Genomic DNA, 26,671 nt, shown 5'->3' on the forward strand with positions numbered 1-26,671 from the left:
GCGGCTAAGTCAGCCGCGCCAGTTCGCGCCCGGCCACCGCGCGCCGCGCATGCCGTCCCGGCAGCGCCGCGCCGGCCAGGCCGCCAGTCTGCGATTCGGACAATTTGAACACGCTGACCGACTGCGCCAGCTGCGCCGACTGCTCCTGCATGGCCGCTGCCGCAGCGGCAGCCTGCTCCACCAGCGCCGCATTCTGCTGCGTCACCTGGTCCATCTGCGTGATGGCGAAGTTGACCTGCTCGATGCCGACGCGCTGCTCCTCGCTGGCGTCCGCGATCTCGGTCATGATGCCGGACACCTTGGCAATGCTGGCGACGATATCGTCCATGGTGCGCCCCGCCTTGTCCACCAGTCCGGTGCCCGCCTCCACCTGGTGCACCGAGGTGTCGATCAGCTGCTTGATTTCCTTGGCCGCCGAGGCGGAACGCTGCGCCAGCGTACGCACTTCGGACGCCACCACCGCGAAGCCCCGGCCCTGCTCACCGGCGCGCGCCGCTTCCACGGCCGCGTTCAGCGCCAGGATGTTGGTCTGGAAGGCGATCCCGTCGATGACGCTGATAATGTCGACGATCTTGCGCGACGAATCGTTGATCGAGCCCATCGTCGCCACCACTTCCGACACCACCGCGCCGCCGTGGCTGGCGATCTCGGACGCCTCTACTGCCAGCTGGCAGGCCTGGCGCGCGTTCTCGGCGTTGATCTTGACGGTCGCCGTCAGCTGCTCCATCGAGGACGCCGTCTCCTCCAGCGAGCTGGCCTGTTCTTCGGTGCGGGCCGACAGGTCCAGGTTGCCGGCCGCGATTTCGCTCGACGCTTCAGCCATATTGTCGGTGCCGCCCCGCACCTGGCCGACAATATTGACCAGGTTGGTGTTCATATTCTTCAGCGCGTGCATCAGCTGGCCCGTTTCGTCATTGGACGCCACCACGATGTCGCTGGTCAGATCGCCGGCGGACACCGATTCGGCCACCTTCACCGCTTCGCTGATCGGCCGCGTGATGGTGTGCGTGATGTACCAGGCAAAGCCCACCCCCAGCGCCACCGCGGCCAGGCCCAGCATGATGAGCATATTGCGCCCGCTCTCATAACCCTGCTGGATTTTGGCCGCCATCTCGTCGAGCTGGCGCTTCTGCGTGTCGGCCAGCTTCTGCAGCGCGGCCAGGTAGACGATGCGGTTGCGCTCCATGTCCTGCTCGAAGATGCGCTTGCCCAGTTCCAGGTCGCCGTCCGCCTTGGCCTTGAAGACCACCTTGCGCGCATCCACGTAGGCCTTGCGCGCCGCCAGGATGGCGGCGTGTTCAGCCTTGCCGTCCGGGTCCTGCAGGATGGTGCCGAGCGCGTCCTGCAATTCGGTGGCGCGGCCCGAGGCCTGTGCCATCTGCTGTTCAAAGCCTTTCTGGTCGGCCGCGTCCTGCACCTTCCAGGCGGCCGTGGTGCGGGCGGCGTTCACTTCCACCACCTTCTGCCACTCGGCCACCATGCGCTCCACCCGCACGTGGTCGCGCAGCAGCGCATCGGTCATGGCGCTGGCCTGTTGCATGCGCACGATGCCGACCAGGGTCAGCGCCGTCAGCAACAGCAGCACGACAGTGAAAGCCAATCCCAGCCGGACCCCGATCTTCAGATTCTTCATCCCAGTCTCCTCGTGCCAAGTTTTAGTGTCTTTTAGGCAGTCTGAGCGCATTTCTATTGGAATGCAACAATTAACTGAAAGCAATTTTTCCAGATTGACCAGGACAAAGACGCAAACTAGGCTGGCGGCGGGACGGTGCCCAGCAGTTCGTCCATGTGTGCAAGGACGCCGGGGTCCTTCAGCACCGCGCGCAGCCACAGGTGCAGCGGCAGGTCGCCCCAGCCGGCGGCCTTCTCGGCCAGGTACGCCACCGGGCTGTGCGGCTCGGTCTGACGGAAGAACGCCGCCACCTGCCGCAGCTGGGCCAGCGCTTGCGCGCGGTCCAGGGGTGGGCCGCCGGCTTGCGCGCCGTGCGCGCTGCCCGGCGTGCCGGCCGCGTTTGCGGCGGCCTGCACGCCGGCACCGGCTGCGGGTGTGGCCAAGGGCGCGACAAAGTCGATGGCGTTGAGCAGCGCCTCGCGCGCGGCGCCAAAGCCCGGCCCGTCCGCGCCCAGTTGCGTCTCCACCACGCGTTCCAGTTCCTGCAACGAGGCCAGGCAGTAGCGCGCGTCGGCCAGCAGGGCGTCGTTGAACCGGGGCCGGTTGCGGCGCCGCTCCGCATCCAGTTCGGCCAGGCCCGGCCCGGCCGGCGCCGCCAGCGCCCGGGGGCTCCAGCCGGCATGCTCGGCGCCGGCCGCGCAGGCGGCGTTCAGGCGCTGGCGCGCCGCATCGAAGCTGGCCATGCACACGGCGCCGTCTTCGGTCACCGCGATCTCTTGCACCAGCTGCGGCGTGCGCGCCAACAGCCAGTGCAGGTTGCCGGCGCGCTGTTCGGTGTCGCCATCCTCGATGGCGGGATGCAGAGCGTCCCAGTAGCGCTGGCACAGGCCGGCCAGCAAGGCATAGCCGTCGCCCAGGCCCCGAAAGCCGCGCGTGCGCGCGTGCGCCTCCGCCAGCCACACGGCCAGCCGCAGGTCCTTGCTGCGGCACTCGATCAGCGCGGCGCAGCGCACAGCCACGAAGGGCCAGTCGGCCTCTTTCAGCGCCGTCACCCACTCGCCCTGGTCCAGGGTGGGATCGTCCGCCAGCCGCGCCCTGACGATGTCGTCCACTTCGCTGCTGAAGGAAATGTCTTCGCCGCAGGCTTGCGACGTGCTGATGGGTTGCAGTAGTTGCGCGAGGTTGAACACAGGCGTCGGCATGGCGCGCTCCCTTTACTTGATGATGTATTTGAACTGGCCCTGGCGCGTGGCGCCGGCCTTGATGCCGGTGATCGCCACGCCGTCCGCCATGCGCGCCAGCACCGCCTCCGCCAGCGCCGGCAACAAGGCGCCGTTCAGGATGTGGTCTACATTGCGGGCGCCGGAATCGACTTCGGTGCAGCGCGCCAGCACCGCTTCGACCAGCGCCTGGTCGTAGCTGAATTCGGCCTTGTGGCTGCTGCGGATGCGCTGCCCGATGCGCTCGAGCTTGAGCGCGACTATGCGGCCCAGCACCTCGTCGGCGATCGGGTAGAAGGGCACCAGCTGCATGCGCCCCAGGAAGGCCGGCTTGAAGTGCTTCATCAGCTGCGGCCGGGCCAGCAGCTCCAGCTCGGCCGGGGCGGGCCGCTCCGCAAGCGGCTTGTTCAGGCACGCCTGCATGATGGCCGCCGACGCCACATTGGAGGTGGCGATGATGATGGTGTTGCGGAAGTCGATTTCGCGTCCCTCCGCGTCATCCAGCACGCCCTTGTCGAACACCTGGTAGAACAGCTCGGCCACGTCCGGATGGGCCTTTTCGATTTCGTCGAGCAGCACCACGCTGTAGGGCGCGCGCCGCACCGCCTCGGTCAGCACGCCGCCTTCGCCATAGCCCACATAGCCGGGCGGCGAGCCTTTCAGGCCCGACACGCTGTGCGCTTCCTGGTACTCGCTCATATTGATGGTGATGAGCTTGCGCTCGCCGCCGTACAGCAGGTCGGCCAGCGCCAGCGCCATCTCGGTCTTGCCCACCCCGGACGGGCCGGTGAATAAAAACACGCCCTTGGGCTGGTCCGGATCGGCCAGGTTGGCGCGCGCGGTGCGCACGCGCTGCGCCACCGCGGCGACCGCTTGCGGCTGGCCGAGAATGCGCGCCTGCAGTGCCTGTTCCAGTTTCTGCACCGCCCGGATCTCGTCGCGCACCATTTTTCCGAGCGGGATGCCGGTCCAGGCGGACACGATGGCGGCCACCGTATGCGCGTCCACCTGCCGCGGCACCATCGGTTCGCCGCCCTGCAAGGCCAGCAGCTCTGCCTCCAGCGCGGCCATGGGAACGCCGCCGCCCACCGGTGGATGGCTGTTGCGCTGCACCTCCATGGCCGCGTGCAGCGCCTTCTCGCGCTCCCAGCGCTCGCTGTGCTTGCGGTATTCCTGCTGCAGCGTTTCGCGCGCCACGCGCAGTTCGCGCAGGCGGGCGCCATGCCTGCCATCCTTGCCTGCATCCCCGTCCTCGCGCTCCAGGGCGGCGATCTCGTAGCCGATACGCTCGACGCGCCGCTGCGCCTGCTCCACCAGTTGCGGCGCCGCGTTCTGGCCCAGCGCCACGCGGGCGCAGGCTGTGTCGAGCACGCTGACCGCCTTGTCCGGCAACTGGCGGCCGCTGATGTAGCGGTGCGACAGGCTGACCGCCGCCACCACGGCGTCGTCGCAGATGCGGATGTTGAAGTGCTTTTCCATCAGCGGCGCCACAGCGCGCAGCATGGCGCAGGCGGTGTCCTCGGCAGGTTCCTCCACCTTCACCACCTGGAAGCGGCGCGCCAGCGCGGCATCCTTCTCGAAGTACTTCTTGTACTCGCTCCAGGTGGTGGCGGCGATGGTGCGCAGCTCGCCGCGCGCCAGCGCCGGCTTGAGCAGGTTGGCCGCATCGCCCTGGCCGGCCGGGCCGCCGGCCCCTATCATGGCGTGCGCCTCGTCGATGAACAGCACGATGGCATGCGGGCTTTTGCGCACCTCGGCGATGACGTCCTTGAGCCGGTTCTCGAACTCGCCCTTGACGCTGGCGCCGGCCTGCAGCAGGCCCAGGTCCAGCGCGCGGATTTCCACGCCGCGCAGCACCTCGGGGACGTCGCCCGCCGCGATGCGCAGCGCCAGGCCTTCCACCACGGCGGTCTTGCCCACGCCGGCCTCGCCGGTCAGGATGGGATTATTCTGGCGCCGCCGCATCAGTATATCCATGGCCTGGCGAATCTCTGATTCGCGTCCGATCACGGGATCGAGCTTGCCGTCACGCGCCTGCTGCGTCAGGCTGGTGGTGTACTGGTCCAGCGCGGGCGTGGTCACGTTCAGCTGGCGCACCTGGTCGCCGCCGGCTGCCTCCGCGTGGGGCGCCTCGGCGCGGCCCTCCTCCTGCGAGCCGCGGGTGTACTTGTCCATATTGTGCTTGAGCTCATCGACCGGGAACCGCGCGAACAGCTTCGAGCCGCGTGCCGCCAGCTGCGCCAGGTCCGGCTCGGTCAGCAATGCCAGCAGCAGGTGGCCGCTGCGTATCAAGTCCGGCTGCGGCAGCGACAGCGAGGCAATCAGCCAGGCATGTTCCAGCAACACCGGCAAGTGCCTGGAAAACACCGGCGTGCGCGCGCTGCCGTTCTTGAAGCGCGCAATCTCGCTGCGCAGATCGCCGTCCAGCGCCTCCAGGCTGATGCCGCATTTGCGCGCGATCAGCACGAAGTCGCTCTGATCCTGTTCAAGCAGCGCCAGGAACAGATGTTCGATGTCGACTTCGTACTGCCCCAGGCCGACACAGATGCTGGCGGCGCGGGTGGCCGCCAGGCGCGTGGTGTCGTTCAGTTTTGCGATCAGGGTTTTCAGGTTGATGCTCATGCATGTGCTCCGCTGTGGTGGATGGCGTAGTGCAGCGTGGACGGCTGCAGCACGGCGTCGAAGTTGACCTGTTCGAAAGCGGGAGAGACCGCCAGCACGCCGCTGATGACGAAGTTGACCCGGTTGATGCTGCCGGCCTGCAGTTCGATGCGCGTCCGCACCTGCCCCAGGCGCGGCTCGTGGCGCTCGATCGCCGCCTTCAGGCTGGCGCAGATGCGAGCCCGGTCGTCGCTGCTGCTCAGGCACATGCCGGCAAAATCGACCAGGCCGTAGTTGATGATGGAGGCGGCGCACTCCGGATAGTCTTCCAGCAGCGACTCCGGCAGCGCGGCGCGCGTGTTCAGCAAGTCCTCCAGGTCGCGCGCGACGGCCTCCTTCAGTTGGCCGGCCGCAGCACCGGCCGCCGCCTGGCTGCGCGCGCCCATCAAGCGGTCCATCAGGCCGGGAACATGGGTACCCATGGCTGCTCCTCTCAAAAAAAAATACCGCAGTGGCTTGCACTGCGGCGTTGCGCTTGCCAGGCGCTCAGGCGATGCGGTTGGCGGACAGGTCCCAGCCGCCGGACGTGTTGCCGCCCGCGCCGCCGGTGATTTTCTGCTGCGTGTATTTCCAGCGCACCTTGGAGAACTTGAAGCCGACTTGCTCGGTCAGGATGTCGCCTTCTTCCACCGATGGCGCCACTGCGCCGATCAGCACGTTCTCGATCTCGATCTCGAAGTACTTCACGCGCTCGCCCTGCGCGTCGGCCCGCATGAACTCGAACTTGGCCTTGGGGATGGTGCGGCCGGCCGAGCAGGTTTGCAGCAGGATGGGCGAGGCCAGGTCGGCCAGTTTGGAGATCACGATGTCGCGGTGCTCGCAGCGCTCGGCCGTATGGCCGCCGCCGGTGGAGGCGGTGGCGGACTTGGGCTGCTCGACACCGAAATTGACCGACTTGCATTCGATCCAGTCCTTGTGGCGGTCATCCGCCGATTCGCCCTTGATGCCATCAATGTACAGATAGACGTCGATTGCCATTGCATGCTCCTAGGTGAGGTTTAGGTGTTGGTCGATTGAGGCAACTCCGCGACCAGTCGGAGGGAAACGGAGAGTTCGTCAAGCTGGAAATGCGGCCGCAGGAAGGACACCGCGCGGTACACGCCGGGCCGCCCAGGCACTTCATGCACCTGCACCGACGCCTCGCGCAGCGGGAAGCGCGCCTTCTGGTCCTGGCTGGCGCTGTCGTCCAGCAGCACATACTTCATCAGCCAGCGGTTCAGGAAATCCTCCACGTTGGAGGCGGCGGCAAAGCTGCCGACCTTGTCGCGCATCATGGCTTTCATGTAGTGGGCGATGCGCGACACGGCGAAGATGTACTGCAGCTGGGACGACAGTACGGCGTTGGCGTTGGCCGCATCGGAGCTGTACTTGCGCGCCTTCTGCGCCGACTGCGCGCCGAAAAAGGCGGCATAGGCGGTGTTCTTGCAGTGCACCAGGGAGATGAAACCAAGGTCGCTCAGCTCCTTCTCGCGGCGGTCCGTGATCGCCACCTCGGCCGGGCACTTCAGGGCGACCTCCCCCTCGTCGGTCTTGAAGGTGTGGGTCGGCAGGTCGTCCACCAGGCCGCCGCCTTCCACCCCGCGGATGGCGGCGCACCAGCCGTAATCGGCAAAAGCACTGGTCAGCTTGGCGCCGAAGGCGTAGGCCGCGTTGCACCACAGGTATTTGTGATGGTCGGTGCCGTCCACTTCCTCGACGAAATTGAAGCCTTCCACCGTATTGCCGTCGACCGGGTTAAATGGCAGGCGGCCCAGGAAGCGCGGCAGGGTCAGGCCCACGTAGCGCGCATCTTCGGATTCGCGGAACGCTTTCCACTTGGCGTATTCCACCGTATCGAATACCTTGGCGAGGTCGCGCGGCCGCCCCAGTTCGCCATAGCTTTCCAGCCCGAACAGCTCGGGCGAGGCGGCGCTGACGAAGGGGGCGTGCGCGGCGGCGGCCACGTGCGACATCTGCTCGACGAAGTAGATGTCCTCTGGCTGGCGCGAGATTTCGAAGTCGCCCAGCAGGGCGGCGTATGGCGCGCCGCCGAAGGTACCGAATTCTTCCTCGTAGACCTTCTTGAACATGCTGCTCTGGTCAAACTCCAGCGCGCCCTGGAAGTCCTTCACCAGTTCGCGCTTGGTGGCGTTGAGCATGCGGATCTTCAGGTTCTGGCCGGTGGTGGAGTTCTTCACCAGGTAATGCAGGCCGGTCCAGCTCTGCTCCAGCTTCTGGAACGCCGGCGCATGCATGATGGCACTGAGCTGCCTGGAAATCATCGCGTCCAGTTCCGCCACGCGCGCGTCCAGTGTGCCGCTCAGGTTGTGCGATACCGGCATGCTGCCTTCCAGTACCTGGTTCACCAGCTCGGCGATGATGTCCTTGGCGCGTTCGTGTTCCACGCTGGACTTGGCCACCTTGCTTTGCTCGACGATCTCGTCGAGCAGGCCGGCGCTGTGTCCCGCGCCCGTTGGCGCGCCCTGCGGCTGCTGCAGTTGTGCCGACATGTCATTCCCCCTTGTCCGCAGGCGCGGCCAGGCTGTTGAGCTGGTCCGTGTTATTCAGCACATTGTTCAGGATGTCTTCCAGCCTGTCGTTGCCGGCCAGTTTGTTGCGCAGGTCGGCCAGCTTGCTGCGTGCGTCCAGCAGCCGGCTTAACGAGGGCACCTGCCGCACCACCGATTCGGGACGGAAGTCCGCCATGGCGTGGAATTGCAGCTCGACCGGGAAGTAGCCGCCGCCGGCCAGCTCGTTGGCCACCTGGAAGCGCGCCACCGGCGCCACGCCGGCCAGCACCTCGTCGAAGTTGTCGGCATCGATGTTGACGAACTTGCGCTCCTTCAGGCGCTTTGGCCCGGCCCCGGCGCTGCCGCCGAAATCGCCCACCACGCCAACCACGAAGGGCAGCTCCTTGTGCTCGATCGCGTCGCCGATCTCGACGTCGTAACTCATCTGCACGCGCGGTGCGCGCACCTTGCCCAGCCGTTTCTGGACGCTGTCGCCACTAGCCATTTTGGTTCTCCTTCAGGGTTATTTGAGCGCGCCGAACGGATCGGCAGCGTTGGATGCGGCCGGTTTCGCCGCCGGCTGCGCGCGCCGCGCCGGCGCCGCCACCGGCCTGCGCGGAGCGGCAGCCGGCGGCACCAGCACTTCCTCGCCCAGGCTGGTGCGCAGCAGGCGCGCCAGGTCCTTGGCCTCGGTGCGCAGCGAGCCGCTCAGGTTGTTCTGCTGGCTCAGATCCGCCAGCGCCTTGGTCGACAGGCGCAAGCCGCTGACGGCGATGATGCTGTTGCCAAGCTGGTCGCCGGGGTCGCGCTGCAGCGCTTCCTGCGCGTCCAGGATGGCTTCGCCGTAGCTGGCGCGGTCGAACTTCATCTGCGCCATCGACAGCCACGGCCCTTTTTCAGCCGGATAGCTGCCGGCCGCGCTGCGCAGCAGGCTCAGTGCCTTGTCCTGCTGGCCGGAGGCGGCCACGCGGCTCGCTTCGGTCAGCGCGCCGGCCAGCGTGGCGGCGGCAGGTGGGTCGGGTCGCAGCGGCGGCCCCTCGGCGGCGCAGGCGGACAGCAGCAGCGCGCATGCAAGACTGGGGAGTGTCGTTCCGGGCTTCAAGATGGTCTCCTTCGATGCTGGTGAAGGTCATTATTGAGGCAAGAATGACAACGGCGATTGCGATTGCGCAAGACCGGCGCCGGTCCATGGGAAGCGTGGCGGCGCGGCTTGCGCTGGCTCAAACACGCGTCGGCGCCGCTTGGTTTTAATGAATCCACGCCAAGCCCGCGCGCGCCAAAGGGAGTCCTCATGAAACACACCGCAGCAGCAGCGATCCTCTCCGCCCTGGCCTTGTCCGGTTGCGCCGCAGGCACGATAGCCGGCGCCGCCATGGAGCTGGCCGGACTGCGCAAGGCGCCCGAGCTGCCCGAGCTGCAAAAGCCGCCGCGCCAGGTGGCGATACGCCTGCATGCCAGCGGCAACCTCAACGCCGGAGGCGACGGCCAGCCGCTGGCGCTGTCGGCGCGCATCTACAAGCTGCGCCAGAGCGCCGCCTTCGAGCGCGCCAGCCTCCACGGTTTTCTCAACGCGCTGACCGAACGCGAGCTGCTGGGCGCGGACCTGGTCGAAGTGAAGGAAGTGCAGCTGATACCGGGCCAGCGCTACGAGGCGCTGGAAAGCGTGAGCCGCGAGGCGACGCGCATCGGCGTGGTGGCGCTGTTCCGCAAGCCGGCGCCGCAGCGCTGGCGCGCCGTCTTCTCTGCGGCGGAGGCGGAAAAGAGCGGCATCACCATCGGCCTGCACGCCTGCGCGCTGAGCGTGCCGGGCCAGCCGCTGGCGGGTACGCGCTGCCAGCCCTGACGCAATCTGTCACTTCATCCCGACAAAACCCATGAGCAAGGAGAACCTATGAGCACCGCGGCAAAAGTACTTTGGGGCGAAGGCCTGTTCCTACGCCCGCAGCACTTCCAGCAGCAGGACCGCTACCACGAGACGCGCTTGCAGCGCACCGCGCAGGCGCTGCAGCCCTACCTGTGGGGAGTGCTGGCGCTGGAATGGGACACGCCGGCGCTGCAAGCGAACCTGCTGCGGCTGCGCGCGCTGTCGGCCATCTTCCGCGACGGCGAGTTGAGCGACGCGCCCGCCAGCGACCCGCTGCCGCCGGCGGTGGACCTGGGCGCGCTGCCGCCCAGCGTGCAGGAAGTGACCTACTACGCCGCGCTGCCCTCGCTGGCGCCGGACAGCAGCAACTGCGCCCCTGCCGGGGCGCGCTACGCGCAAACGGAGCGCAGCACGGCCGATATCTACACCCAGGCGGCGCCGGCGGAGTTGAGCTATCTGCGCAAGGCGGTGCGCCTGGTGTCGGATCAGGAGCCGCGCGGCGGTTTCGAGTGCTTCCCGCTGATACGGCTGCGCCGTGTGGTTTCCGGCGTGTTCGAGCCCGATCCCGCATTCATCCCGCCCAGCCTGTCGGTAGCCGCCGCGCCGCGCCTGAAGATGCAGCTGGAACAGCTGATGGATGCGCTGCAGGCCAAGCTCAACGCGCTGCAGGGCCACATGCGGGAACCGAGCCGCAACGTGATCGAGTTCCGCTCCGGCGACGTCTCTGCCTTCTGGCTGCTGCATACCGTGAGCACCGCCAGCGCCACGCTGACGCACTACCTGCGCCATCCAGCGCTGCATCCCGAGCGCCTGTTCGAGGCCATGCTCGGACTGGCCGGGGCGCTGATGACCTATTCCAAGGCCTACACGCTGGCCAGCCTGCCAGCCTACCAGCATGACCATCCCGGCCCCTGTTTCGCGCAGCTGGACGGCATCGTGCGCGAGCTGCTCGACACGGTCATTTCGGCGCGCTACTTTTCGATCGCGCTGGACGAGGAAAAGCCCTGCTACCACCGGGGCAAACTCGACTCGGGCAAGATCGACCACAAGACCACGCTCTACTTGGCCATCGGCGCGGCCATGCCGGCCCTGGAGCTGGTGGAGGCGGCGCCGCTGCGCATCAAGGCTGGCGCGCCGGACGACGTGGACCAATGCGTACTGACCGCCATGCCCGGCGTGAAGCTGACGCACGCGCCGCAAGTGCCGGCCGCCATCCCGCTACGGCCGGACACCTGCTACTTCACGCTCGAGAACAAGGGTGTGCTGTACGAACAAATGCTGAAGGCGCAGTCGATTTCGATTTACGTCCCGGCCGGCATCCGCGAGCTGCGCCTCGAACTGATCGCGGTGACGGCATGAGCGCCCAGATCGAACGGCGTGCCGCACCGTCCCTGTTCGGCAATCGCGCAGGGCCGGCGGCCGGGCCGCGCATCGCATCCTTGCTGGACCTGATGCACGAGGGCTTCTACGTGCTGTTCATGCTGAAGAACGGCTCGGCTCCGCCCGGCGAGCAGGAGTTCGCGGAAAAGGTGCTGACTTTCCTGGCCGGCTTCGAGAACGAGGCGCGGCGCCTGCGCGCGCACGGAACCGACATCGAAGCGGCCAAGTATGCCTACTGCGCCGCGCTGGATGAGACCATCCTGGCATCGGGCTTCCCGATCCGCGGGCCGTGGGAGCGGCGCCCGCTGCAGTTGCGGGTGTTCGGCGACCAGCTGGCCGGCGAGCACTTCTTCGACCGGCTGGAGGATCTGCGCGCCAAGGGCGGCGTACGGCTGCAGGCGCTGCAAGTGTTCCATCTGTGCCTGCTGCTCGGCTTCAAGGGCAAGTATGCACTTGACAGCAGCGACAAGCTGGCCTGCCTGACCGCGCGCCTTGGCGACGAAATCTCCCACATCAAAGGCCGCAGCCGCGGTTTCGCGCCGCGCGCCGAGCGGCCGGACCAGGTGGCGCACAAGCTGCGCAGCGACGTGCCGCTGTGGACGCTGGCAGCGGTGTTCTCGCTGGCGGCGCTGGGGGTGTACGCCGGCATGAAGGCGTCGCTGGAGCATGCCACCCGGCAGGGCATGGCGGACTACGCTGGCCTGGTGAAGCTGGCGCCGCGCCAGGCCAGCCTCACCATCACCCTGCCCTGACCCAGGGCCGCTGCTCCGCACTACTGCGCAATCCGGAACTCGATGCGGCGGTTGCGGGCACGGCCCTCGCTGGCCGCATTGTCCGCCACCGGCCGGTCCGGCCCCAGGCCGGAGACGGCCACCATGCCAGGGCTGACGCCCTTCTGCGCCAGATAGGCCCGTACCGCCTCGGCGCGCGCCAGACTGAGCGCCAGGTTGGCGCCGCGCGGGCCGACATTGTCGGTGTGGCCGATCACTTCGACCATTTTCCCCGTCAGCTGGTGCAGCGCGCCGGCCATCTGGTCCAGGATCTCCCGGCCCGACGGCCGTATCGCCGCCTGCCCACTTTCAAATTCGATAATCCGTTTCGCCAGCGTCGCGTCCAGCAGCTCCTGCTCCGCCGTGCTCACGCGCAGGCCGTTGTTGACGGTGTAGGTCGGATTCAGGCTGGTGGCGGCATCGCTGGCGATCTGCTGCCGCAGCGCCTCGCTGGCCACCTCGCCGCGCAGGCTGACGCTAGTACCTTCCACTTTCAGCTCGCCCTTGCTGATCAGCTTCAGATTGGGGCCGATCAGCTTCTGCACATGGCCGCTCCAGTTGGGCGGCAGCGCCACGTTGCCGATGCCGATCTGGTCCACCACGTGCTCGGCGCCATACAGTTCGCGCAGGCGCCGCAGCATGGCCGCCTTGCTCGCCTCGTCCGGCAAGGTTCCGCTAACCCGCACCTGGCCGGATTTCGGCGCGGCCGGTTCGGCGGGCTGCGCATGCACCGGTCCGGCGCCTGCAATGGCGGCGCCGCACAGCAGCACGGCGGTAACGTAGCGCATGGCTTGCTCCTCAAGTGAAGGTTTCGTAAAACAGCGCGCAGGCAGATTCCAGCGTGAGCAGTTCCTGCTCCAGACAGGCCGACAGGCGCAGCACCTTGTGGTCGCCACGGATCATGTCGTCCACCCAGGCGGTGCTGTCGAAAGTGATCTGCTGCGTTTCCGCATATTGCGGGTCGATCACGCCGCGCAGCGTGGCCGGCGACGCGCCGGCAAAACCCAGCACCAGCGCGGGCCGGCCGGACAGCTCGCACATCAGCAGCGCCAGTTCCACGTCCACCTGGCGCAGGAAGGGCTCGGCCAGCGACAGCCACAGGGCCGCCACGGCCGGCCGGCAAAGCGGATCGCGCGGCAATGGCAGCGCCAGGCTGCGCTCCAGCCGCGTGCTGCCGCTCCAGCCGAAAGGCTGCAGCAGCAGTCCCATCGCAAGCATCGTCCGGCGCGCCGAGATGCTGCTACGCTCCCGCGTCAGCATCGCATCCAGGCCGGCCAGCGTGGTCCGCCCGAGGAAATCACTTAGCAAGGCAGCGTGCGCAGGGGCGTGCGGATCGATTTCCAGCGCGTTTGCAGACAAGGCATGCAACTGCGGTGCGGGATGCATGGCGGACGTCAGCGGCGCCATGCCGGCTGCCATCGCACTCCAGAATGGCCTTAGCACGATGGGACTGTGGCGCAGGAAGGCGGGGGCGTCATCAACCTCCAGCACGCTCATTGCCAGGAAAGGAAAGCGCCGCTGCGACTGGTCGCTGCTGGCCACCAGATGACCCGCGATGGCACGACTGCTGCGCGTGCCGACGAAAGCGAAATGCAGCGGGCGCATGGCGTCGTAGTGCAGCTTCCAGCGCGGCTCCGCAGTCAGCCCGGTCATGGTGTCGGCCAGCCAGCCGTCCAACAATTCGACCAGCGCATGGTTGTCGCCGGCTTTGATAAAGTCGCTGCGCGCCGGAATTTTGCCGAAGTAGCCGATGCGGGCCAGTTGCGGCGTGCGTAACGGAGCAAGGCGGCTCATCGCGCGCCTCCCTGCGGCAGCGCGGCCAGGGCGGCAGGTGCTGCCACCGCAGACGCTGTACCGACTATGGATTCCGGCAGCGTCATGCCGCGCATGCCTTGCTCCTGCGGCGCAGCGCCGTTACCGGCTTCAGGACTGCTGGTGATCTTCAGATCCAGCGCCACACTGATGCCAGCATTGGTCCAGCGCAGCTCGTGCACGCCCTCCTCCTTGCGCGTGCGCACCGCGGCGTCGATCATGCGTTTCAAGCCAAACTGGCCCGGCTCATTGAACAGCTCGACACTGCGGCCATCGAAGGCCACTGCCGTGATGCGCGCGCCCGGAATGCCTTGCGGGCCGGGGTGGACCATGCCGGTCCATTGCGCCGGCGTGTTCCGGTAGCGCAACTGCTGTCCGTCGATCTCCACCGTATATTCCAGCGTGCCCGGCGCGGGCAGCGGCTGGATCTGGAACACCGTTTGCGCGGCGGCGCTTGCGGCACCGACGCCGCCTGCGCCCAGCGGCGCTATCCAGCCTGGAAAGCGCGACACCGCCTGCGGCGACAGTGCAATGCCCATGTCGGCCCAGGTGCGCGGCGCCAGCGCGTCGCCGCGCCGCACCACCAGCGGTCCCATGGCCGTGGTGACGAATTTGGCCACCAGCCCATCGGGGCCAAAGAACTGGGCTATTTCCAGACTGCTGGCCTCTATTTTCGCGTCCGGCGAGAACGGATACTTGGCCGCCAGCGTGCGCTGGAACGGCTGGTACACCTGCGCCAACCAGGTCTGGTTGAGGTCCGCCTCGGCCGGCCCGATGATCACGGCGAAGGTCTGCATCAACGGCCGCACCAGCAACGGCCGTATGGCGAGTTTCTGCTCGTCGCCCATCCCGGTCAGCATCTGCTCATCGACAAAGCGCAGTGCATCGGCCAGTTCTGAGCCGGTGCCTTCCAGCGTCTGCTGCATGAACAGGCGCGCCCCTGGTCCGGGGTCGCCCTGGTTCTTCAGCGTGTTCAGGCGGGTGCGCAAGCGCGACAGCGCTTCCATGTAGCCACGCAGCAGCGTGGCGTTCTTGTCCCTGGCGGAGACCAGCCTGGCCACCGCCGCGAACGCGCGCCCCACCGTCCCCATCGGCCGCTCGAAACGGGCCGGGTCCAGCGGCACGGATACCGGCGCGGGCGCGCGGCGCAGCAGGGTATGCTCGACCCACTCGGTGAAGCCGCGCTGCGCCTTCCGCGCCTCCGCGTTCGCCAGCGTGGGGTTGTCCCACGAGGTCTGCTCGTTGATGGTGTTGAGCACCTTGACGATGGGCGAGGACTGCGGATCGCCCAGCCGGTTCATGGCCGCCACCGCGCCGTTGAAACCGTCCAGGTCCGTCACGGCCACACCCTGGACGAACTTTTTCCACGCCCTGGAGAAGTCGCTCTTGTACATTTCCACCAGGTGCTTCTCGATCTGCTCCGGGCTGCCCGCCAAGGTCAGGTCGTCCTTGCTGGCTGTCCTCAGCACCCAGTCCGTGCTTTGCAACTCGCCGCTGGCAGCCTCGCGGATGGCGCCCTGGATATACTTCTCCCATGCCTCGCGCGTGAACGCGCCGGGGACGGCATGGCTGCCCGCCATCAGCGCCTGGTCCTGCTCGCCGACGATACGCACCACCGTCATGGCGGGGAAACGCGTGCCGGCGCGGGCACGGATGTCAGCATACACGCGGTCGCGCGCTGGCATGCCGCGCACCACCCGCCGCAGGTTCTCGCGCGCCTGGTCCACCAGCGCCAGCTTCTGCTCGATGCGCGGCCAGGACGGATCGCCCGACTGCGCCAGGTAGAAGGTCAGCAGGCGCTCGGCGCTGCGTATCATCTGCTCACGCGGCATGGCGCCCCGGTTCGCTTCCAGCCAGCCGCGCCAGTAGCGCGTGAGCTGGTCGTTCAAATGCCCGGCCTCGGCACGCGGCGGGTCGGCCAGCATCAAATAAGTCTTGAGCGCGTTGTAGGCGTCGTCAACGTTGAGCGGATCGGCATCGGCATACTGGCGGGAGGCAGCAGGCGCAGCCGCTACGGCTGCGGGTGCGGGCGCAGCCGCCGGCTGCCCCGCCACCACAGGCGCCGCCAGTTGCTCCGCATTGGCGTTCATCTCGAACAACAGCGCTTCCAGCCTGGCCGCCACCGGCATGACCATCACCTCTTTCACGCCCGCGTAGTATTCCTGGCGCAGCTTGCGCTCCAGCAGGCCGCCCTGGTACAAGCCCATGCTGATAGCCCATGGCCGCTCGCGCGCGAACTTTTCCAGCTGTTCGATCCGGTCCTGCAGGATCTCCAGCGCCTCCAGGCGCGGCTGCAGGTCCACCCGCCCTTCCTGTAGCTTCGCCACCTTGTCCAGGTCCGCCTGCACATTGGCGGCCAGTTGGCGGTTGCCCATGTAAGACCAGGTCCAGCCGCCCAGTGCCCCGCCCAGCAGCACAACCGCGCCAAAGAACGCCGCATAGCGCAAGCGCGCGCTGGCACGGCTGGCGTATTGCGACACCAGCGCCTTGTCGGCGAACACCACGTCGCGAAACAGCTTGAAGAGAAAATAGCCGCCAGCCGAGCCATAGGGCATAGCTGCAACCTCCTGCCGTGCAGGACCGAGGGCCAGCTCGTAGCGCTCGGCGATGCGTTGCGACTGCGCGCTCAGGGGCTGCCCTTCCTGCAGGGCGCTGGAAAAGTAGAAGCCCCGGAACACGGGTTGGAACTGGAAGGGATTTTCCTCGAACAGCGTGGCCAGGAAGGCCCGTAGCGGCGCGCGCATGGATGCGAACTCCATCGGAAAAGTGAAAATGCCCGGCGCCATGCGCGTGCGGCGCGGCTGCGCCATGTTCGCCATGCCCATATCGACCAGGCCCGTGTGCAGCTCATCAAAACCCTGGTCGAAGAAGGCCAGCAACTCCTGGCTGCCCGCCCTGCGCTTGTAGGGCATGGTGGCGCCCCAGACCCGCTCGCGCTCGCTGCTTTCGCCTTGGCAGAAGAAGTCGCTGAAGCCCGCGATCAGGTCGGCCTTGGTGAACAGCACGTACACCGGCGCGAACACCTCCAGGCGTTCGATCAGGTCCTGCACCCGCTTGCGCAGGCTGCGCGCCAGCCTGAGCGCGCCATCCGGGTCGCTGCGCAGTTCCGCGACGCTGACCGCGACGATGATGCCATTCACCGGCGCACGCTTGCGGTGCTTCTTCAGCAAATCCAGGAAACCACGCCACTCGTCCAGGTGTTCGTCCTCCACCGCGTAGCGGCCCGCCGTATCGAGCACAATGCCGTCGGCGGTAAAGAACCAGTCGCAATTGCGGGTGCCGCCCGCGCCGTGCACCGCGCGCGCGTCGGCAAACGGAAATTGCAGGCCGGAGTTGATGATGGCGCTGCTCTTCCCTGCCGATGGATTTCCGATGACCATGTACCACGGCAGCTGGTACAGCGCACGCGATCCCGGCATGCGGCCCAGCTTGGAACCCTTGATGGTGGCGATCGCCTTCAGCATGCCGCTGCGGACTGCGTCCACTTCCTGCCGGCCGGCGCCCACATCCTGTACCTGAGCTTCCGCAGGCGCCCTGGCCGCTTCCAGGCCGACAGTGGCGCGCGCCGTCTTCCTGCGCTTCAGCCAGCGCGCCAGCAGCCACGCCAGGACGGCCGCCGCCAACGCCGCCACTGCCCAGATCAATGCCAGTTCCAGCAGTTCGGCGCCGAGATAACACAGTGCCGCCGTGGCAATGAACCCGGCAATGGTGAGATTGCGGGAGTCGGTGAGGAACAGCCAGATTCGTCGCATGATGATAGCTCCGTGGCGCCTGTGGGCGGACCAGAACTATGTTGCCACCTGCCCCGCCTTGCATTGTTGACACAGAACAAGACTCAACGTTTGCGCTGCATCGCCTCCGGCAAACGCAGCTCGGCGTGGCCGAAATCCATCATGGTCCAGCGGCCTCCCCAGGTCAGGCCTGCCGCCTCGGCGGCCTCGCCGTACAGGCGATAGCCGCGCATGGCCCAAGGATCCCTTTCGGAGATCACCAGTTTGCCGTCGCGCAGAAAGGCGCAGTCGGCGGCCAGGCCGAACTGGTGGTAGCTCTGAAAAGCCCTGGCATTGGTGACACTGGCGCCAGCGCTGGCCAGCAGGTCCTGCCGCTCCGGGCTGCGGTAGCCCTCTAGTAGCGCCATGTCATAACCATGGCGCTCCTTCATGATGCGGAACACCAGCAGCAGACGCTGTTCGAAGCCGGGATGAAGCTGTTGCCAGCTGCGGTTGGCGCCCGCCAGCAGGGGCCGCACGCGCACCACCTCCGTCGCCGCGAATGCCAGCGGCGGCACGGGCGGCGGGGGCGCCAGCTGTTCACCCTTGAGCAAGACGGCCACCTGGCCGTTGGCTTCATAGCCTGCGCTATCGAAGGCAGGAAGCGCCAGCCGGCGGCCGGCCACCAGCGCCAGCGTAGGCGGCAGCAGCGTCAGCAAGGCGCCGCTAGCCAGCAGCCAGGCATAGCGCCCCCGCAGCAAGGCGCGGCAGCGCAACAGCGCCAGCTCGAACAGGGCATCGCGGCCGGCCGGGAATAGCAGCAGCCATCCGCCAAGGCACACCAGCAGAAACAACAGCAACAAGGAAACGGCAAGCATGGTGCGCTCCGTCAAAGCGTGGCCGGGCGGCTGGCCGCACACTGAAGGCGGCCGTACCGGGATCGCTCCATCGTATGTCGTCCGCCGCCGCGCGGTTCCGAAGCAGATCAAACCATGGGAGGATAGATTGGATAAATCCACACCACCTCAAAGACCGGACCTGTTCGCCGCCGTGCAGCCGGGCGATGGCAGCCGGCGCATCCTGGCCAGGCTGGAGAACAGCGGCAAGGCGAATACGCCGGGCGCGCGCCTGGCACGGCTGCAGCCCGGCCAGCTCGTGATGCGCCTGGCGCTGCTGGCCATGGTTGCAGCGGCCATCGCTGGCGTCAGCTACCATGGACTGGCACCGGCCCAGCGTAGCCAGCCAGTTGTGCTGGTGGCGCCCGTGGCGCCGCTGGTCATCGCGCCGGACGAAGTGGAGCGGCGCGCCGCGGCCATCGTCAACGAGCCGATGCCGGCTATCACCCCGCTCCGGCGCAAGCTAGCTGCGGTCGCCATTGCTGCCGGCCCGCGCGCCCCGCAGGTGCGCCAGGGCCACCAGGCCAGTCAAGCACCCGCGGCCCCGTACTCCCCCACGCACTCCGCCACCAGCCCTGCCTCACGTTCCGCCGCGCCGGTCCATACGGCCGCCATGCCGCCAGCGGACAGCGACTTGGCGCTGCTGACGGCGCTGGTGGCCCATAGCGGCAACCAGCCCGACGCCGGCCCGCACAGGCGCGACGAGGTCGAACGCAACGACGGCGACAGCACCGACGCCCTGCTACGCCGTTGCCAGCGCCTTGGCGGGCCGGAAGCGGGCCTGTGCCGCGCACGCATCTGCAACGGACAGTGGCTGCACGCGGCAGCCTGCCGCACGCCGATCAACGACTGAAAGCGCCTGCCGCCGGCTCGACTCAGGCGCGTTCGGATATCTCGATCAGGTTCTGGTCCGGGTCGCGCACATAGACCGAGCGGATCGGCCAGTTGGCGCCAGTGCGCGCCACCGGCCCCTCCTCTATCGGCACGTCCAGCTGCGCCAGCCGCGCAATCACGTCGTCCAGCGGAATGGACGCGATAAAGCACAAATCCAGCGAGCCAGGCGTGGGCTGCGCCGCCTTCGGCAGGAACTCCTTGCCATATTCATGCAGGTTGATCTTTTGCGCGCCGTACTTGAACGCCACGCGGCCTGCGCCGAAGGTCTCCAGCTGCATGCCCAACACCCGCGTGTAGAAATCGATGCAGCGCTCGCGCTCGCGCGTGGTCAACACCAGATGATCCAGGTGGTCTATCATTTCGCCTCCAACTCCTGCAAGAAATCCGATACGGCGGCCAGCACCGCCTCCGGCTGCTCCAGGTGCGGCGTGTGGCCGCAGTCCGCCAGCATGGCCGTGCGCGCGCCAGGCGCCTGAGACTCGATGGCGCGCAACTGCGCTTCCGTGCCGTACTGGTCGCCGCTGCCCTGCAAGGCCAGCACCGGGCACGCGACCGACGGCAGCAGGTACTCGATGTTCCAGCGGCTGAACGCCGGCCGCAGCCAGGTGTCGGCCCAGGCGCCGAAAATCTGGTCCGTCTTGTCGCCGTGGTAGCGCGACAGGCCACGCAGCTTGCCGGCGCCGTACGCCGCGCGCGCCTCGCGGATGCCGGCCAGCGTGACTCCCTCCACGAACACATGCGCCGCCTCCGTCACCACGCCCAGCAGGCCGGGCGGCTGGTCCGCAGCATGGATCAAGGCGATGCTGCCGCCATCCGAATGACCCACCACGACATAGGGCCGCCCGTCCAGCAGCGCCAGCATCTGCGGCAGCTCTTCCAGCGCGTAGCGGTGCAGGTAATGCACGCTGCGCCCGGTGCGCAAAGGCACGGACTGCCCGTAGCCGCGCCGGTCGAACACCAGCCCCCGGCAGCCGGTGCGCGCGCACAGCCGCGCGGGAAAGTCCTTCCACATCGCGGTGCAGCCCAGCCCTTCGTGCAGGAAGACCAGCACCGGCTTGCCGGCGGCGCCACTATCTTCGGCGATCCATTCGTAGTACAGCTGGCCCCCTTCGGCCAGTTCCAGCATTGCCATCTTCTTCTCCTCCGCTTTGCCAGGCTACAGATTACACTGCCACGGCTGCACGCGGCGCAGCAGCAGGGGCGCCAGCAGCGACAGTGCGTACAGCACCAGGCCAGCACCCGCGAAGGTCATGGCATGCCGCACCCCGGCCAGCCCGGCCGCTGCGCCCCATAGCAGGCTGCCGCCGGTCTGGCCGAGCGCCATCGCCATCAGGTAGACCGAGAGTGTGCGCGCCCGCACCTCGCTGGGAAACGACGACTGCGCGGCGCCGTTCAAGGTGGTCACCATGGCGGACCAGGCCACTCCCCCCGCCGCCGACAGCGCCATCAGCGCCGGCCAGGACTGCACATGCGGCAAGGCCAGCAGCATGGCGCCGAACATGGCCACCGCGCCACCCAGCAATTGGCGGCGCGCGAGGCGGGCGCGCAGCTCGGGCAGCAGAAACGCGGCCAGCACCGCACCGACGCCGACGCAGGCCATCAGGCTGCCGAATGCGCCGGCTTCGCGTCGCAGCACGTCGCGCACGAACAGCGGCAGCAAGGCCGTGTAGGCGATGGCGGCGCCGAACACGCAGACGGTATGGCGCAGCAGCCGGCGGTAGGCGGCCGAGCCGAAGGCGGCCTGCAGGCCAGCACGGAAGCCGCGCCAGCTGATGCCGCCATCCGCAGCCGGCGCCTGCTCCGGCCCGGCCCCCGGTGCGATGCCGCGTATCCAGTCCAGGTACACCAGCAGCAAGCCGCCGAAAGACACGGCGTTGAACAGGAACAGCGGCGCCGCCCCCATCCACACAAACAGCATGCCGCCCAGCGCCGGACCGGCTGTGGCGGCGAGATTGAAACTCAGGTTGTTCAGCGACGCTGCAGCCTCCACTTCCTCCGGCTGCACCAGTCCGGACATGGCGGCCTGCCAGGCCGGCCACATGAAGGCCGAGCCGGTGCCCATCATGAAGATCAGCGCCAGCACGGCGGCCGGCGACGCCATGCCGCTGGCCGCCAGCGACGCCATGCCGGCAGCCGCCAGCGCCATGAAGAGGTTCACTGCGAACAGCAGCTTGGGACGCGGCACCGCGTCCGCCACCACGCCTGCCAGCAGGCCGAACATCAGCATGGGCGCGTAGCTCGCGGCCGGTACCAGCGCGGAGGTTTGCGCCGCCGGAGAAATGGTGGCCACCAGCCAGGCGGCGGCGAACGTTTGCGTCCATGTGCCCAGGTTGGACAGCAAGTTGGCCAGCCAGAGCTGGCGGTAGCGCCGGTGCCGCAGCGGCTGCAGCATGGGGACCTTGCGGCGCGCCGATGGCGCGGACGGCATTGCGAGTGGTGTAGGCTTGTGCATACAATGAGTCTATGCGGCGCCTGAAAACGGCGTCAATCTTGACTCCGGCAATCAACACAAATAAAGCATGAAGAAAGAGCTCTCATCCAAGGAAGCGGCGGCCATACTCGGCGTGTCGGCCGCCACGCTGTACGCCTATGTGAGCCGGGGCATGCTCACCTCCATCGCCGACGGCAAGGCGCGCAGCAAGCGCTATGCGCACGAAGAGGTGCTGCGCCTCGCCGCGCGCAAGGCAGACGGAAAACGCGCCGGGCACGCGGTGGCCGCGGCCATGAGCTGGGGCGTGCCGGTGCTGGAGTCGCGTATCTCGCTGATCGCGGACGGCAAGCTGTTTTACCGGGGCCAAGACAGCAGCGCGCTGGCCGCACACGCTACGCTGGAGCAGGCCGCAGCCATCCTGTGGGGCGCGACCGGCACGCTGGCGGCGCCATCACCACAGGCCGCAGCGCCTTCGCAGCCGGCGCCCTCCCCGGCTGCACCGACTCCGCTGCCTCCTGCCGTCGCCGAGCTGGCGCGCGACATGGCGCCGCTGCAGCGCGCCATGGCATACCTGCCCCTGGTCGCTGCGGCGCCGGCCGGCCGCGAGGCAGGCACACCACCCGCGCAGCTGATGCGCATGCTGGCCGGCCTGTTGCTGAATGCGGAGATCACCGCCGAGCCGCTGCACCGGCAAGTGGCGCGTGCATGGGGCGTGCATGGCATCGGCGAAGAGCTGCTGCGCGCCGCACTGGTGCTGATGGCGGACCACGAACTGAACACCTCGGCCTTTACTGTGCGCTGCGTCGCCTCCACCGGCGCAGCGCTGCCGGCAGTGCTGTGCGCGGGGCTGGCCGCGCTGTCGGGCCCCGAGCACGGCGGCCATTACCTGATGGCGAAGGACGTCATCGTGGCGCAATTGAACGGAACGGGCGCTGCGGAATTGGTGCCCATGCGGCCCGGATTCGGCCATCCGCTGTACCCGGACGGCGACCCGCGCGCCACGCAGTTGCTGGAAATGATGGAGCCTTTGCCGCAAGCCGCAGGCGTGCTGGCGCTGGCGGCCAAAGCGGCGGCAATCAAGGGCGCCGAGCCGAATTCGGACTTCGCACTGGCAGCGCTGGAACTGGTGCTCGACCTGCCGCCGCACAGCGGCATCGTGCTGTTCGCCCTGGCCCGCTCCGCAGGCTGGCTGGCGCACGCGGCGGAACAAGCGGCGGACGGCGGCATGATACGGCCGCGCGCCCGCTACGTCGGCAAGTTCGGCGAGTTCGGAGAATCTGCCCCATCCGGGCCTTGAACCGGCCCGTGCTCAGCCGCGCTTGCGCTCCTTGGCCTGATTCTGCTGCGCGAACTCCAGCTCCTCGTACAGCGCGAGGAACTCCTGCGACAGCTTGTGGCGGCTGTCCAGGTGGATCATCGGCAGGCAGCGCTCGTGCGACTCGCGCACCTTGATGGAGCTGGACAGCTTGCTCTGCAAAACCGGCAGGCCCTCCGCCAGCAGCTCGTCCACCATGCGCTGCGGCAGATTGGCGCGCGGCTGGAACTGGTTGACGATGATGCCCTCGATCTCCAGCGCCGGATTGTGGTCCGCCTTGATCTCGCCCACGTTGTTCATCAGCGTGTACAAGGCCTGGCGCGAAAAGTCGTCGCAGTCGAACGGAATCAGGCAGGTGTCGGCTGCGATCAGCGCCGACTGCGTGAAAAAGTTATAGGCCGGCGGCGTATCGATGATGATCTCGTCGAACTCCTTGGACAGCTCGTTGAGCGCGTCGCGCAGCTTGTAGATCTTGTGGCGCGACTCCAGCTTGGACTGCAACTCGCCGATCTCCGGGTGCGACGGCATCAGCGACAGGTTCTCGAACCTGGTCTCATGCACATAGCCGCGCGCCGACAGCGAGAACACCATGAAATTCAGGGTCTGCTCGAAGTAGCCCGCCACCGTGGGCTCGATTTCCTTGGCCGCGTCGCCCAGCAGGTAGCGGCTCGAATTGCACTGCGGGTCGATATCGATCAGCAGCGTCTTCTTGCCATGGTAGGCCGCAATGGCGGCGAGATTCACGGCTATGGTCGATTTCCCGACGCCGCCCTTCTGGTTGAATATCACACGTTTCATGCCTGCTCCAGTTCCGGTACATAGGGTATGCGAAGGGGATGCCACAATTTTAGCAGATTGCCAACTCAGGGCCGCCCGGCGTCCTTCTGCGCGTAGTCGCACACGCCCTGCGGGAAGATGCGGCGCAGCCAGGCCGTTTGCGCAGCAGAGAATTGCACGGCCGGCGGATACGTGCCATCGGCCAGCGCCGCATCCACCGGCTTCAGTGCGCACTTGAATACGTCGCCCTTGATCGAACCGCCCGCCACCATGCGCGGGCTGCTGTACACCGGAAACGCCCTGGTGCAGGCGCCGGCCGGGTTGCGGTCCAATACGCCGTCCCAGACGGACGGCCCGGAAGCGATCAGCGTATTGCCATTGTCGAAGCACTTATCCGTGAAGTCCGCCGCAGCGGCGCCGCCGGCCAAGTGGCGCTCCAGCACCGGCAAGGCCTCCATCACGCGCGCGCTCAAGTCCTCATCCAGGCGCGTAAACCAGATCACCTGCTGCTTCGCCTCGGCCGGATTGGCGTCCAGCAGGCGCTGGCGCACCGAGAAGGACTGGCGCGCGTTGTGCATGTCGAGCTTCGGCTCCAGGTAAGGCCGCAGGTCGATCACCGGCATGCCCAGGCGCTGGCCGGTGAACACATGGCCGGACGCATACGCCTTCTGCATGGCCGCAAGGTCGCCCGCGCGGCGCGGCGACGGCGTACCGGCCGGGTCGCGGCAGGTGGCGCTGCGCTTCATGTTGCGGCTGTCGAACGGGTCGGCGTCCTTGTCCCAATTCACGAATTCGGCCTGCTCCTTCCAGCCGCCCACACACGCATTGATACGCAAGAACTCCTCCGCGCCAATGCGCCCCTGCGCCAGTGCCGCCAGGCCGTACTGCACGCCCACGTTGTCGACCGGGATGGGCGCGTAGCCGGCGGCATCGGCGCCATACACCTCCGCCAGGTCGTTCCAGTGCGTCCATTTCACACGCGCGAACACACTGGAAGGATAGCCATACTGCCTGGCTCCGGCGTCGAATTTCGGATCCTTGTAGACGGGATTGAGCACGGTCGGCATCGCCATGCGCCAGCCGGCGATGCACTCGGTGGACGAGTCGCTGGCATTCATACCCTGGATCAGCGTGTGGTTGCGCCACTTCGCCCACAGCGAAGCCGGGTTGCGCTCCGCTTCCTCCTTGAAGTACTGGCCCAGCAAGGGGCAATCGGAGATGGGGATGGTCTGTGTCACCATGTCCGGATAGGACTGGATGGCGATGCCGGCATCCAGCAGGCCTGGCTGGTTCTGCGCAAACATGTACTGCTGCACCGCGCCGCCGGAGCCGCCTATGCCTATCGTGGCCTGCGGCTTGCCGTAGGCCTCCACGAAGCGCGCCTTGGTCAGCAAGGCTGTCTGCGCCGCCAGCAGCATGTTGTAGTGCACGCCGGTCTCGTTACCGGAGGAGCTGGCCACCGCGTAGCCCTGCTCCAGCAGCTTGGGCATCAGCAAGCGCTCGGAGCTGTTCAGGCGTTCGTTCACCCACATCGGTATGCCCTGCTGGTGGCCGATACCGACGCCGCCGCGCATCCAGTAGACCAGCTTGCGGTTCCAGGCGGCCGGCTCCAGCATGGCGATGGTGTAAAGAAAGCGGTTGATGCTGCCCACCTCCACCCGCACCACGAACGGCACCTTGGCGCCGTTGACGGCGACGGTGCGCATGTCCGACGGCGGATCGGCCGCATCGTAGGTCTTGAAGCGGCTGCCGTTGTAATAGAAGCGCAGCACGCGGGTGTGGATGTTGCAGTGCTGGCTGTGGCCCAGCAGCTTGCGGTCCGCGTCGAACACCGGGTGGCCTATGCCCTGCTGGTTGTCCACCAGGGGCTGGCCCAGCCCGGCCTCCTCGGTGCGGCAAATGAAAGGCTGCTGCAGCGGCTGGGCCCACGCCTGCCCGCAGGCGGCCAGTCCGATCAGCGCCGCAGTTCCGGCGGCCCAAAGTCTCGAATCTGCCATCGCATGCTCCTTGTTATGGTCTGCGCTACTTCGCCAGCGCCGGCGCCAGCTCCGTCCATTCGCGCGAGGCGCGTATGCGCCGTATCCCTTCCCATGTTGCCGCCACCACGGCCGGATTGGACTGTGCATAACCGTTGCCAAACGCCAGATAAGCGTCCGCCACCAGGAAGGCCGGCGCCAGAACACGCAAGGACCTGAACTCGTCCTGCGCCAGAAATCCCCTGGCGTCGGCTTCGCGTATCACCACTGCCTGCAGGCGCTGCGCGTTCAGCATCTGCATCAACTGCAGCGCCGTCTTCGCACTGTCCAGGTGGCGGATGCCGAGATTGTCCAGCGCATGCCGCAGCACGTTGACGCCAGCCGGATAGGAAACCGGCGTGGTGATGCCCTTTAGCGCCTTGCCGTCCCAACTGACGCCGCTGCCGGGCGCGGTTACCACCACCCAGGTGTCCACGCCCAGGGCGAACACGGGGTCCGGTCCGCCGTTCTTGAGCGGGAAGCGCAAAAAATCCTTGTAGGCGTGGAAGGCCTGCACGGCGAGCACGCCGTCGACCTGGCCCGCCCGCGCCGATTCGATGCAGCGCCGCCAGGGCAGCACCACGAAACTGGCTTCCGCCCCCGCCACGCGCACGGCTTGCCGCACCAGATACTGCGCCTGGCCTTCATGGTCGGGAAAAGTGAGCGGCGCAGCAGGCCGATCGCTGACGCACAGCGTAACGCCAGCGGCCTCCGTCGCGCACGACAGCAGGCAGCACAGCATGAAGGTCGGGACGATTTTCATCTATCGGGAGACGGGCTATGCGATGTCCCAGCATAGCATACCAGGCCGTTTTAGCAGCCCCG

The 26,671-nt window shown here is 67.4% G+C and carries 23 protein-coding genes; 5 read left to right on the forward strand and 18 right to left on the reverse strand.

Annotated elements, in window-relative coordinates:
- Window positions 1–4: 4 nt before the first annotated feature.
- The 8 genes from AC6H42_RS29970 to AC6H42_RS30005 all read right to left on the reverse strand — a co-directional run bounded on the left by AC6H42_RS29970 (window position 5) and on the right by AC6H42_RS30005 (window position 9,084).
- A complete protein-coding gene (locus AC6H42_RS29970; protein WP_057155878.1) occupies window positions 5–1,633 on the reverse strand; it encodes a methyl-accepting chemotaxis protein in 1,629 nt (542 codons plus the stop codon).
- A gap of 116 nt (window positions 1,634–1,749) precedes the next feature.
- Window positions 1,750–2,814, reverse strand: coding sequence for a type VI secretion system protein TssA (gene tssA / locus AC6H42_RS29975; RefSeq protein WP_229418207.1), 1,065 nt, complete (start codon window positions 2,812–2,814; stop codon window positions 1,750–1,752).
- A 12-nt stretch (window positions 2,815–2,826) separates the two neighbouring features.
- Window positions 2,827–5,454: a type VI secretion system ATPase TssH gene (gene tssH, locus AC6H42_RS29980; protein WP_497549623.1), complete on the reverse strand. Its 2,628-nt coding sequence runs from the start codon at window positions 5,452–5,454 to the stop codon at window positions 2,827–2,829.
- Window positions 5,451–5,915 carry a type VI secretion system baseplate subunit TssE gene (tssE, locus tag AC6H42_RS29985; RefSeq protein WP_057155880.1) on the reverse strand — a complete coding sequence of 155 codons (465 nt, stop codon included), beginning with the start codon at window positions 5,913–5,915 and terminating at the stop codon, window positions 5,451–5,453. Before tssE ends, tssH begins: the two co-directional genes overlap by 4 nt.
- A 64-nt stretch (window positions 5,916–5,979) precedes the next feature.
- Complete coding sequence (locus AC6H42_RS29990) at window positions 5,980–6,471, reverse strand: Hcp family type VI secretion system effector (protein ID WP_057155881.1); 492 nt, start codon at window positions 6,469–6,471, stop codon at window positions 5,980–5,982.
- Between the two features lie 20 nt (window positions 6,472–6,491).
- A complete protein-coding gene (tssC, locus tag AC6H42_RS29995) occupies window positions 6,492–7,982 on the reverse strand; it encodes a type VI secretion system contractile sheath large subunit (protein WP_057155882.1) in 1,491 nt (496 codons plus the stop codon).
- Between the two features lies 1 nt (window position 7,983).
- Complete coding sequence (tssB, locus tag AC6H42_RS30000; RefSeq protein WP_057155883.1) at window positions 7,984–8,487, reverse strand: type VI secretion system contractile sheath small subunit; 504 nt, start codon at window positions 8,485–8,487, stop codon at window positions 7,984–7,986.
- Window positions 8,488–8,505: 18 nt separating this feature from the next.
- The gene (locus AC6H42_RS30005; RefSeq protein WP_307188282.1) at window positions 8,506–9,084 is read right to left on the reverse strand and encodes a hypothetical protein; all 579 of its coding nucleotides are present in this window, start codon (window positions 9,082–9,084) and stop codon (window positions 8,506–8,508) included.
- A 189-nt stretch (window positions 9,085–9,273) separates the two neighbouring features.
- Here AC6H42_RS30005 and tssJ point away from each other — a divergent pair, with 189 nt between their 5' ends.
- Genes tssJ through AC6H42_RS30020 form a run of 3 tightly spaced genes read left to right on the forward strand, consistent with a single transcriptional unit; the run spans window position 9,274 to window position 11,978 of the window.
- The gene (gene tssJ, locus AC6H42_RS30010) at window positions 9,274–9,825 is read left to right on the forward strand and encodes a type VI secretion system lipoprotein TssJ (protein ID WP_057155885.1); all 552 of its coding nucleotides are present in this window, start codon (window positions 9,274–9,276) and stop codon (window positions 9,823–9,825) included.
- A gap of 48 nt (window positions 9,826–9,873) precedes the next feature.
- The gene (gene tssK, locus AC6H42_RS30015; RefSeq protein ID WP_057155886.1) at window positions 9,874–11,205 is read left to right on the forward strand and encodes a type VI secretion system baseplate subunit TssK; all 1,332 of its coding nucleotides are present in this window, start codon (window positions 9,874–9,876) and stop codon (window positions 11,203–11,205) included.
- Window positions 11,202–11,978: a DotU family type IV/VI secretion system protein gene (locus tag AC6H42_RS30020; RefSeq protein WP_497549624.1), complete on the forward strand. Its 777-nt coding sequence runs from the start codon at window positions 11,202–11,204 to the stop codon at window positions 11,976–11,978. The genes tssK and AC6H42_RS30020 overlap by 4 nt, the downstream gene beginning before the upstream one ends.
- A gap of 20 nt (window positions 11,979–11,998) precedes the next feature.
- On the opposite strand, the gene AC6H42_RS30025 is transcribed toward AC6H42_RS30020, so the two are convergent.
- The 4 genes from AC6H42_RS30025 to AC6H42_RS30040 form a co-directional block, all read right to left on the reverse strand.
- Window positions 11,999–12,784, reverse strand: a complete 786-nt coding sequence (locus AC6H42_RS30025) for an OmpA family protein (protein ID WP_497549625.1) — start codon at window positions 12,782–12,784, stop codon at window positions 11,999–12,001.
- A 10-nt stretch (window positions 12,785–12,794) separates the two neighbouring features.
- A complete protein-coding gene (tagF, locus tag AC6H42_RS30030; protein ID WP_497549626.1) occupies window positions 12,795–13,790 on the reverse strand; it encodes a type VI secretion system-associated protein TagF in 996 nt (331 codons plus the stop codon).
- Window positions 13,787–17,560, reverse strand: coding sequence for a type VI secretion system membrane subunit TssM (tssM, locus tag AC6H42_RS30035; RefSeq protein ID WP_497549627.1), 3,774 nt, complete (start codon window positions 17,558–17,560; stop codon window positions 13,787–13,789). The genes tagF and tssM overlap by 4 nt, the downstream gene beginning before the upstream one ends.
- Before the next feature lie 83 nt (window positions 17,561–17,643).
- Window positions 17,644–18,396, reverse strand: coding sequence for a M15 family metallopeptidase (locus AC6H42_RS30040; RefSeq protein WP_497549628.1), 753 nt, complete (start codon window positions 18,394–18,396; stop codon window positions 17,644–17,646).
- A 127-nt stretch (window positions 18,397–18,523) separates the two neighbouring features.
- On the opposite strand from AC6H42_RS30040, the gene AC6H42_RS30045 reads away from it, so the two are divergent.
- The gene (locus AC6H42_RS30045; protein WP_497549629.1) at window positions 18,524–19,267 is read left to right on the forward strand and encodes a hypothetical protein; all 744 of its coding nucleotides are present in this window, start codon (window positions 18,524–18,526) and stop codon (window positions 19,265–19,267) included.
- A 22-nt stretch (window positions 19,268–19,289) separates the two neighbouring features.
- Here the strand turns inward: AC6H42_RS30045 and AC6H42_RS30050 are convergent, their stop codons facing one another.
- The 3 genes from AC6H42_RS30050 to AC6H42_RS30060 are packed head-to-tail and all read right to left on the reverse strand — an operon-like array spanning window position 19,290 to window position 21,736.
- On the reverse strand, window positions 19,290–19,667 hold the full coding sequence (locus AC6H42_RS30050) for a VOC family protein (protein ID WP_057155892.1): 378 nt from the start codon (window positions 19,665–19,667) through the stop codon (window positions 19,290–19,292).
- Window positions 19,664–20,434 carry an alpha/beta fold hydrolase gene (locus AC6H42_RS30055; RefSeq protein WP_497549649.1) on the reverse strand — a complete coding sequence of 257 codons (771 nt, stop codon included), beginning with the start codon at window positions 20,432–20,434 and terminating at the stop codon, window positions 19,664–19,666. The genes AC6H42_RS30050 and AC6H42_RS30055 overlap by 4 nt, the downstream gene beginning before the upstream one ends.
- Window positions 20,435–20,464: 30 nt before the next feature.
- Window positions 20,465–21,736: an MFS transporter gene (locus tag AC6H42_RS30060; RefSeq protein ID WP_497549630.1), complete on the reverse strand. Its 1,272-nt coding sequence runs from the start codon at window positions 21,734–21,736 to the stop codon at window positions 20,465–20,467.
- Between the two features lie 91 nt (window positions 21,737–21,827).
- Here AC6H42_RS30060 and AC6H42_RS30065 point away from each other — a divergent pair, with 91 nt between their 5' ends.
- Window positions 21,828–23,036, forward strand: coding sequence for a citrate synthase family protein (locus AC6H42_RS30065; protein ID WP_497549631.1), 1,209 nt, complete (start codon window positions 21,828–21,830; stop codon window positions 23,034–23,036).
- A 12-nt stretch (window positions 23,037–23,048) separates the two neighbouring features.
- Here AC6H42_RS30065 and AC6H42_RS30070 read toward each other — a convergent pair whose 3' ends face one another.
- The 3 genes from AC6H42_RS30070 to AC6H42_RS30080 form a co-directional block, all read right to left on the reverse strand.
- Window positions 23,049–23,852 carry a ParA family protein gene (locus tag AC6H42_RS30070; protein WP_057155896.1) on the reverse strand — a complete coding sequence of 268 codons (804 nt, stop codon included), beginning with the start codon at window positions 23,850–23,852 and terminating at the stop codon, window positions 23,049–23,051.
- A gap of 65 nt (window positions 23,853–23,917) precedes the next feature.
- Window positions 23,918–25,828 (reverse strand): DUF6351 family protein, encoded by a 1,911-nt coding sequence (locus AC6H42_RS30075; protein WP_497549632.1) that lies wholly within the window; start codon window positions 25,826–25,828, stop codon window positions 23,918–23,920.
- 25 nt (window positions 25,829–25,853) lie between these two features.
- The gene (locus tag AC6H42_RS30080) at window positions 25,854–26,609 is read right to left on the reverse strand and encodes a substrate-binding periplasmic protein (RefSeq protein ID WP_157200961.1); all 756 of its coding nucleotides are present in this window, start codon (window positions 26,607–26,609) and stop codon (window positions 25,854–25,856) included.
- Between the last annotated feature and the right edge of the window lie 62 nt (window positions 26,610–26,671).

This window comes from Massilia sp. NBRC 108631 (assembly GCF_059704565.1).

What these genes read in the sequence shown, in the direction of transcription:
- AC6H42_RS29970 (WP_057155878.1), bottom strand. Translation starts at nt 1,633, where the DNA reads ATGAAGAATCTGAAGATCGGGGTCCGGCTGGGATTGGCTTTCACTGTC.
- tssA (WP_229418207.1), bottom strand. Translation starts at nt 2,814, where the DNA reads ATGCCGACGCCTGTGTTCAACCTCGCGCAACTACTGCAACCCATCAGC.
- tssH (WP_497549623.1), bottom strand. Translation starts at nt 5,454, where the DNA reads ATGAGCATCAACCTGAAAACCCTGATCGCAAAACTGAACGACACCACG.
- tssE (WP_057155880.1), bottom strand. Translation starts at nt 5,915, where the DNA reads ATGGGTACCCATGTTCCCGGCCTGATGGACCGCTTGATGGGCGCGCGC.
- AC6H42_RS29990 (WP_057155881.1), bottom strand. Translation starts at nt 6,471, where the DNA reads ATGGCAATCGACGTCTATCTGTACATTGATGGCATCAAGGGCGAATCG.
- tssC (WP_057155882.1), bottom strand. Translation starts at nt 7,982, where the DNA reads ATGTCGGCACAACTGCAGCAGCCGCAGGGCGCGCCAACGGGCGCGGGA.
- tssB (WP_057155883.1), bottom strand. Translation starts at nt 8,487, where the DNA reads ATGGCTAGTGGCGACAGCGTCCAGAAACGGCTGGGCAAGGTGCGCGCA.
- tssJ (WP_057155885.1), top strand. Translation starts at nt 9,274, where the DNA reads ATGAAACACACCGCAGCAGCAGCGATCCTCTCCGCCCTGGCCTTGTCC.
- tssK (WP_057155886.1), top strand. Translation starts at nt 9,874, where the DNA reads ATGAGCACCGCGGCAAAAGTACTTTGGGGCGAAGGCCTGTTCCTACGC.
- AC6H42_RS30020 (WP_497549624.1), top strand. Translation starts at nt 11,202, where the DNA reads ATGAGCGCCCAGATCGAACGGCGTGCCGCACCGTCCCTGTTCGGCAAT.
- AC6H42_RS30025 (WP_497549625.1), bottom strand. Translation starts at nt 12,784, where the DNA reads ATGCGCTACGTTACCGCCGTGCTGCTGTGCGGCGCCGCCATTGCAGGC.
- tagF (WP_497549626.1), bottom strand. Translation starts at nt 13,790, where the DNA reads ATGAGCCGCCTTGCTCCGTTACGCACGCCGCAACTGGCCCGCATCGGC.
- tssM (WP_497549627.1), bottom strand. Translation starts at nt 17,560, where the DNA reads ATGCGACGAATCTGGCTGTTCCTCACCGACTCCCGCAATCTCACCATT.
- AC6H42_RS30040 (WP_497549628.1), bottom strand. Translation starts at nt 18,396, where the DNA reads ATGCTTGCCGTTTCCTTGTTGCTGTTGTTTCTGCTGGTGTGCCTTGGC.
- AC6H42_RS30050 (WP_057155892.1), bottom strand. Translation starts at nt 19,667, where the DNA reads ATGATAGACCACCTGGATCATCTGGTGTTGACCACGCGCGAGCGCGAG.
- AC6H42_RS30055 (WP_497549649.1), bottom strand. Translation starts at nt 20,434, where the DNA reads ATGCTGGAACTGGCCGAAGGGGGCCAGCTGTACTACGAATGGATCGCC.
- AC6H42_RS30060 (WP_497549630.1), bottom strand. Translation starts at nt 21,736, where the DNA reads ATGCCGTCCGCGCCATCGGCGCGCCGCAAGGTCCCCATGCTGCAGCCG.
- AC6H42_RS30065 (WP_497549631.1), top strand. Translation starts at nt 21,828, where the DNA reads ATGAAGAAAGAGCTCTCATCCAAGGAAGCGGCGGCCATACTCGGCGTG.
- AC6H42_RS30070 (WP_057155896.1), bottom strand. Translation starts at nt 23,852, where the DNA reads ATGAAACGTGTGATATTCAACCAGAAGGGCGGCGTCGGGAAATCGACC.
- AC6H42_RS30075 (WP_497549632.1), bottom strand. Translation starts at nt 25,828, where the DNA reads ATGGCAGATTCGAGACTTTGGGCCGCCGGAACTGCGGCGCTGATCGGA.
- AC6H42_RS30080 (WP_157200961.1), bottom strand. Translation starts at nt 26,609, where the DNA reads ATGAAAATCGTCCCGACCTTCATGCTGTGCTGCCTGCTGTCGTGCGCG.